This window comes from Echinicola arenosa (genome assembly GCF_014841125.1).
Taxonomy (GTDB): Bacteria; Bacteroidota; Bacteroidia; order Cytophagales; family Cyclobacteriaceae; genus Echinicola; species Echinicola arenosa.
The window spans coordinates 213,800-220,321 of the sequence record NZ_JACYTQ010000008.1; the positions used below are offsets into that span (position 1 = coordinate 213,800).

The window sequence follows — 6,522 nt, forward strand, 5'->3', positions numbered from 1 at the left end:
TTCCGGCCACACGAATGCTTAGTTTTTGTGGGCTGCCCTTTATTCATTCTTCTTATATTTTCCCTCAAATGGACATCGCATTCCATGAAAATCACAGTTGCTTTCTTTAACAACCAATTCGTTGTCCAAAAGATTAAATTCTAGTTTTTCGCATAGTTCTGTTGAAAATATCCCATTCCTTAAATCTTTTAATTCTACAAGTCCTTTTAAGAATCCTATACAGCCAGACTCTGTCCCGTTTGATATTTCAAAACAAAATAGTTCTCCATCGATGTTTTTCAAGTCAATAGAACCCATATATTTTTCTGAGTTAAACAAACTTTCATAAGTGCCTTCAATTCGTGAGATATCCTTTGTCAATTTTATCTGCTTGTCTGACTGGATTACTAATTCACATTTTAGTGTTTTGGCTTTAGTCTTGTCAACCCACTTTCCAATAAAAATAGAATCAGTTATTTCTCCTATGAATCCAGTTTTAAATTCAGATTCATAATCAGGAGATTCCTTTAATGTAAGTTCATTATCTATCAATTGACCTTCTAGCAGAATTTTGGTCTTGTATTTTTCGTAATAATAAAAACCAAGTACACTCTCATTTTCAATAGTCAGGGTCATTACTATAGGATATTTGTCCGAAATAGTCCCCGTTAATTTAATAACTTTCCTATTTGACTGTGCGGATAAGTCAATGGTCAATAGTAGTCCTATTAAAATCAAAATAATCTTTCTCATATGTAGTCTTTTCTCTGGGTTCTGACTTACGTCTTGAAAAATACTATTAGTTACCTTTTAAAATCACAATTCCTCCATGTTATTATTAAGCAATATCAGGCTATGAACCGTTTGCTCTAAAAGTAAATGTTTTTAATATATGGGGGATTAACGCTCTGTGTATGGTACGTATTCCTAAAGGCATGTACTGTAGTACACCTTGTTATGGGCTTTTATTTTGGTATTCCCTTTCGTGATTCGTTCGACATCCATGAGTTTATTCGACCGACAAATTCCCAGACATCATCATCCCGAGTGGGTTTTACAAAACTTGGGTCATCAGGGTCAGAACCCATCTTTTCAAACATTTGAGGAAGCCATACAGACTTATTGGCTGTTACACCAAGGTTTTGTAGCCAATGCTCGACCTCACCAGTTCTAACGGTAAATATTCCATACTCCTCTAATTGACTAAACAAATTATTCGCTGCTTCTTTTTCCTCATGAGGTAATGCATTTACACCACCATCAGTTTTCATGTTAATACTAAGTTCTGAAAATTTGTTCTTAAGTAAACTCCTAGTCTGACCTAAAGGTTGGTGGCTTATGTCAGGAACAAAAGAAGACTTAAGTGCATTAGTCCAGTTACTTCCCTCATTTTTCAGAATATCAATATCATAAATTCCAACTGCAGGAATACCCATTTCTCTGAGTGGTTTTACAATTTTCCATATTGTATCTTTACCAACAGCATTGATAAAAAGACAATTATCAATCCCATTTTCAGAATCAAACTCTAAAAGCCGTTCATTTATTTCTTGATAGAAAGCTCTATCTGAATCTCCTTCCGTTACAATTACATGCTTATAGAACAGCGCATTAAGTACTCCAGTAGAACGCAGTAAAGGATCCTTCATAAGAGTACTTATTTTTTCTTTATCCAACAAACGTGCTGTACCAACTTCATTCGAATAGGTTAGACGGACAATGTTGATGGAAGCTCCACTTTGAATACATCCCATAAGAAAGTTGGAACTATGCGTGGAAACAAATAGTCTATTCAAATCAATTTTAGCAGAAGTAGCTATTTCCTTACCAAGCTTAGAGGACAAAGATGGATGAAGAAATGCCTCTGGCTCATCGAGAATGGTGACTTTAGGACTTCCAGCAACTATTGATGTTATTATACCTGTGAATGCCTTAACACCATCACTCGCTTGTGTGATTTCAAGTGCCTCTTTATGGAAATCAACCGCCTCTTGATGAAGTCCCCTTTCCACTTGATGATTTTCAGGTGCAGTTTTAGAAAGCCTAATTCTTAATTGACCAGCATTTGTTGGGTCTAGAACAAAATATAATCCAAATGCATCTTCAATAATTCTTCTTACTTCTAAACGTTTATCATCATCTTTGAATAGAATAGCTAAATTGTTTGATGGCGAAGATTGTAAATCTCCAAGCGGCCGCTGATTTATCAGGGAAATCCTATTGAGTGCATCAAGTTTTAGAGTTTTATATGACAGATAGTATGTGCAAAAATTATTCTTATGGCCATTTGGGTTTGTCAATATCTGATTAGGTAGTTGCTCATTAATTTGATTTCTTGTACGACCATCTCCAAAAAGTATTCTGCCTTGATCTATTTGTTCATTTGCATTTGGAGATAGAGTGTGACTTTCTATTTCTTTAGCCCTTTGTTCTTCGCTGAGTTCATTGAAACTGATGTCATCAATTAGTTTGAATGTATGATTCTTAACTCCGTGCTGACTGAATTGCTGAATCTCAGTCAAAAGTTTACTTTTTCCTGAATTATTTGGTCCAACGAATACAGTTACAGGAGATGTTTCTATAAGCAGTTTTTCTCCAGCTGGATGAGAACCAAATTGTATTTTAATATCTTTTATCATTCTAATCTAATTCTGACTAACGTCTTGAAAAATACAATTAATTACTTTTTAAAATTACAATTCCACAAAACTATTTCTAAGGTATTATAGGCTATTAACCGTTAGCCTTGAAAGTAAATGTAATATATGGGGATTTCTAGCAACGGTCTGTGTATGATGTCGTAGCTGACGTTAGGAAGCTATGCATGGAAGCCAATGTTGGGCAATCGTACTTTTTCTTTTTCTGTCCTTGCGCTGAGTCAGACACACTTATTGGCAAGCTTTATTTTGAGCTTTGGCTTTGAGCGGCTTGGCAATTTATGTGGCTGTATGAGTTGGCTTTTCCTTTCATCTTAATTCTTCATATTGTTAAAATGAAGTTTGTCATTGGCTGCTATTAGTTTCATCAAATATTTTGCAGATTGGTGAATTTCCTGTGGGTTTTTTGAGCCATTAATAGAATGGGATAAAATATTGCAGACCTTTAGTAATAGTCCAAGTTTAGTTTTTTCTGCATTATCTTTAATTGCTAGGTCATTTATAATCCTGTCTTGTTGGGAGCTTGTTAAGTTCAAATCTTTGCCAATTTTAAAACCATACCATTCTTCAAAAACCCTTCGCATCACATTTGGATAATGATAAATTTGACAATCTGTTTTAAGGTCATCTTCTCTTTTTTCTGAAAATTCAAAGATTTCTTTGAAAAGATATTTGTATGGTTTTTCAATGTTTTTTAGTTGTGATAACTCACTCTTTCCATTAGTTTTTCTTATTTCAAACGTTGCAAATTTTGATTCAACTTTATTGCCATCTTTGTCTTTTCTGTCATCCCAAGCTTTTTTGCCATAGGATAAATTACAATAATCATCCCAAGAATGGGTCATTACAAAGGTTTGTTTATTTGAGAGTTCCAAAAGGTTTTTCATAAGTTCCAAAATGTAAAACTTATTTGAATCATCCATACTTGAAATTGGGTCGTCCACTATAATAAGATCAATTTCTGATTTTAGGCTCTGTTGTTTGTTGTCAGCAAAAAGTTCGTAATAGAAAAAAAATAAGGCTAAGAGATTCTTTTCGCCTTCGCTTATATCCTTTATTGTAAGTGTAGCATTTTCGTTGGTACTTTTGATAATATAATTTTTGTTATCAGTATCAAGATCAACCTTTAATGAAATATTTATGTCATTCAGAATTTGAGAAACAAAGTCGGCAAAATCTTTTGTAAGACTTTTTTGTTGCTTTAAATCTTGAATTTCTTGTTGCTTCTGCTTGTTGTTGTCACGCTTTTCTTTGAGCGAAAACTCCTTTTCTTTAACATCCTTTAGTCTATCTTGTATCGTGATTGATTTTATTATTTCCAAGCCAATTGCACCTTTTACTAGAGTGGTCAGATTGTTTTGTTTCTTTCTTAACTCTAGTAATTGTTCGTTTTTGCTCTTAGAGATACCTGATATTGATTCTTCAACCACTTTCAAAGTTTCAGCTAAGAGTTTAAAGTCAAAAGTTTCTTGAGTTTCAATTTTATCAATTTTCGATTGACACGAATCTACAAGAGATTCAATAGTGCTTTTCTTTGCTGAAATCGCAGTAAAATGTTGCTCAATTTCAATTCCAATGTTGGTGGAATAAGTTTTAGATTCTTTCTCAATAATTTTGATACTCTCTAAAAGGTTTTGAAGTTGTTCTCTGAATTGCTTCAATTTTTCAGTTGCCTTATGACGTTTGTTTTCTTTAAATTCGGCTATTTTCGATTTGACATCCAAAAAATCTAATGTGCCATCGCAGAATTTACAGTTGTCTCCTTCCTTGTGAAGTTTCAAACCAGATTCAATCCATTGAACAACTTCAAATTCTGGGATAGAAATATCTTCTCCAAATTCTTCTGTAAATATTGCTTTTACTTCTTCGATTAAAGGTGTTTGAATTTTTGAAAAGTTTAATGGTCTTAAATTCTCATTTTGTGCAATTTGTTTCTCAATTGCATTATCACCATTAATCTTTATCAATTTTTCTTCATTGACTTCAATTTTTTTGGCATCTCGAAAATCTTTTTTGTAAAGTTCAATGACTCGCTCAACAGATTCCTCTCTAGACTTTTTTTGAATATTAGCTTCACCTTTTCGCCTATCGTGAATTTTGTCTATTTCAGTTCTAATATCTTTACGGGATTTGGCGATACCTGTGTCAATTTTTTCTATTTCATCTTCTTTAATAATTAGCTTTTCAAGTTCTTTAATCTTGTTTTCTATATCAACGCCACCTTTGCCAAAACTAGCTTCAACGCCTTTTATTTTACCTTCCGAATTTTCAAGTAATAATGAATTTGAAATGTAATCTCTATCAAAAATTCTAAGATTTTCAGGCTTCTTGGTAATATCTTTCAGAAATTCGTTTTTAATACCAATCGCAATAGAACTTTTCCCCTTACCATTGTAGCCAAATAGAATGTTCTTTGCACGAAAAAGTAAATCATTGGGATTTGTGTATCCAACAAAAGACTTAAGTGTGAAGTTATTAAGTTTAGTTACCATTTTATAAAATCTATTTTGTTCATTGTTTCTCCGAGCGTTGGCAAAAACAGGCTCTTTTGGTTTTCAGCGTTGGCATTGCGTGTCGGCAAAACCCAAATGTGCCCGTGTGTGCGGTGGGCTTTTTGTATGTTGCCCACCGACCAGCTAAAATGAGTATGCGTCCCGGTTGCTAGAAGCACTGAAGTGTCTGGTTTGCATTACCTTTTCAGATGGCTCAGTTCGCATATTCATTTTAGTGCCTGTTGTACACAGTTTAGTCCAAGTTGTTTTTTAGCCAATTTGATACTTCATCTCCAAGTCCAAACCATGCTGCTGGAGCTTTAACCACACCCACAAAAAGTTGATCGTTGTTATCCATTACATTCATTATTTTATCACGAATTTGAGCTGCTGTCATCGTTGAAATTACTATATATGCAGAACCTCCGAGTCTAGCCCATGATCCAACAGATTTAAGCGCAGTGAGTACACTTTCATAATTCTTACCAGGTGAATTTAGATCGTACGAAATTATGTATGCTCGTTTCATTTGTTATCTAATATTTCGTTAATCTTTGATGCAAATAAGCGGACGATATGTATACACTCCTTAGCGTATTTTTTATCAATGTCATTTTCCTTGTGAGGGGTTTGGTTAAGGTCATAGTCCCCACTATGGGCAATAATATGTCTTCGGTTTGTGAAAACATTTAACTTCCGTTTGAGATTTTTTTCATTTATGTCTGCTTTTACTGATACCTCGGAAAAGATGTCCTTATATCCAACCATTTTGAGGTATTGAGTTATTTTCCATTCACCCTGGAAGGATTTTGTTTCAAAATCTACTTTGACTGCCTCTTCCACTTTATCAAGTAGATTATATTTTCTGGCAGCTTCGAGAAGCTTATCTTGGTTTAAAAGGTTTTTAATATAATCAGTTAGTTCTGGGTTAATTGGTTTATCAGTCTTTGATAAAATCTTTCTTATTTCAGAAACAACAACCTTCCGTACAAATGCGTCAAGTGCAGAAATTGAAAGCACCACTGCCGCACGGTAACAATCACAATAATGTTCGTCAGAAATTTCTTCAATATTTTCGGTTGAATCATGGACAGATATGAGATTCTCAGCACGAATTATACATTTTTCAAAGACTTCAAATGGTGATATGGATTTATAATCACCACCAGAAGACGCTGAAATTGCGCTGACATTCGGATTATCAACTTCGTCTGTTTTTCCTCCTTCGGTTTGTTTTTCTTTCATCTAATTCATTTGCACTAATTGTGTACAACGCAAAGTGTTTTAAACGTAATCTAGTCAAAAAAATAAACTATTTTCTTAAGACAATCAAGATTGCGTTTAAAACATAGTTGAACGAAGCCGGTGAAGTGCTATGGGCATTTGTCTTTCAT

Annotated in this window: 5 protein-coding genes; all 5 read right to left on the minus strand. The window is 33.9% G+C overall.

The features are described from left to right. Positions 1-39: 39 nt before the first annotated feature. The 5 genes from IFO69_RS19105 to IFO69_RS19125 all read right to left on the minus strand — a co-directional run bounded on the left by IFO69_RS19105 (position 40) and on the right by IFO69_RS19125 (position 6,373). Entirely contained in the window at positions 40-732 is a 693-nt protein-coding gene (locus tag IFO69_RS19105; RefSeq protein WP_192011736.1) for a hypothetical protein, read from the minus strand. 212 nt (positions 733-944) lie between these two features. Next, entirely contained in the window at positions 945-2,618 is a 1,674-nt protein-coding gene (locus IFO69_RS19110; protein WP_192011737.1) for an ATP-dependent nuclease, read from the minus strand. A 332-nt stretch (positions 2,619-2,950) separates the two neighbouring features. Next, positions 2,951-5,128, minus strand: a complete 2,178-nt coding sequence (locus IFO69_RS19115; RefSeq protein WP_192011738.1) for an AAA family ATPase — start codon at positions 5,126-5,128, stop codon at positions 2,951-2,953. 253 nt (positions 5,129-5,381) lie between these two features. Then, a complete protein-coding gene (locus IFO69_RS21665) occupies positions 5,382-5,525 on the minus strand; it encodes a hypothetical protein (protein WP_225444212.1) in 144 nt (47 codons plus the stop codon). A 128-nt stretch (positions 5,526-5,653) separates the two neighbouring features. Further along, complete coding sequence (locus IFO69_RS19125; protein ID WP_192011740.1) at positions 5,654-6,373, minus strand: HEPN domain-containing protein; 720 nt, start codon at positions 6,371-6,373, stop codon at positions 5,654-5,656. Between the last annotated feature and the right edge of the window lie 149 nt (positions 6,374-6,522).

Coding starts and splice junctions, on each gene's coding strand:
- IFO69_RS19105 (WP_192011736.1), bottom strand. CDS start 732: ATGAGAAAGATTATTTTGATTTTAATAGGACTACTATTGACCATTGAC.
- IFO69_RS19110 (WP_192011737.1), bottom strand. CDS start 2,618: ATGATAAAAGATATTAAAATACAATTTGGTTCTCATCCAGCTGGAGAA.
- IFO69_RS19115 (WP_192011738.1), bottom strand. CDS start 5,128: ATGGTAACTAAACTTAATAACTTCACACTTAAGTCTTTTGTTGGATAC.
- IFO69_RS21665 (WP_225444212.1), bottom strand. CDS start 5,525: ATGACAGCAGCTCAAATTCGTGATAAAATAATGAATGTAATGGATAAC.
- IFO69_RS19125 (WP_192011740.1), bottom strand. CDS start 6,373: ATGAAAGAAAAACAAACCGAAGGAGGAAAAACAGACGAAGTTGATAAT.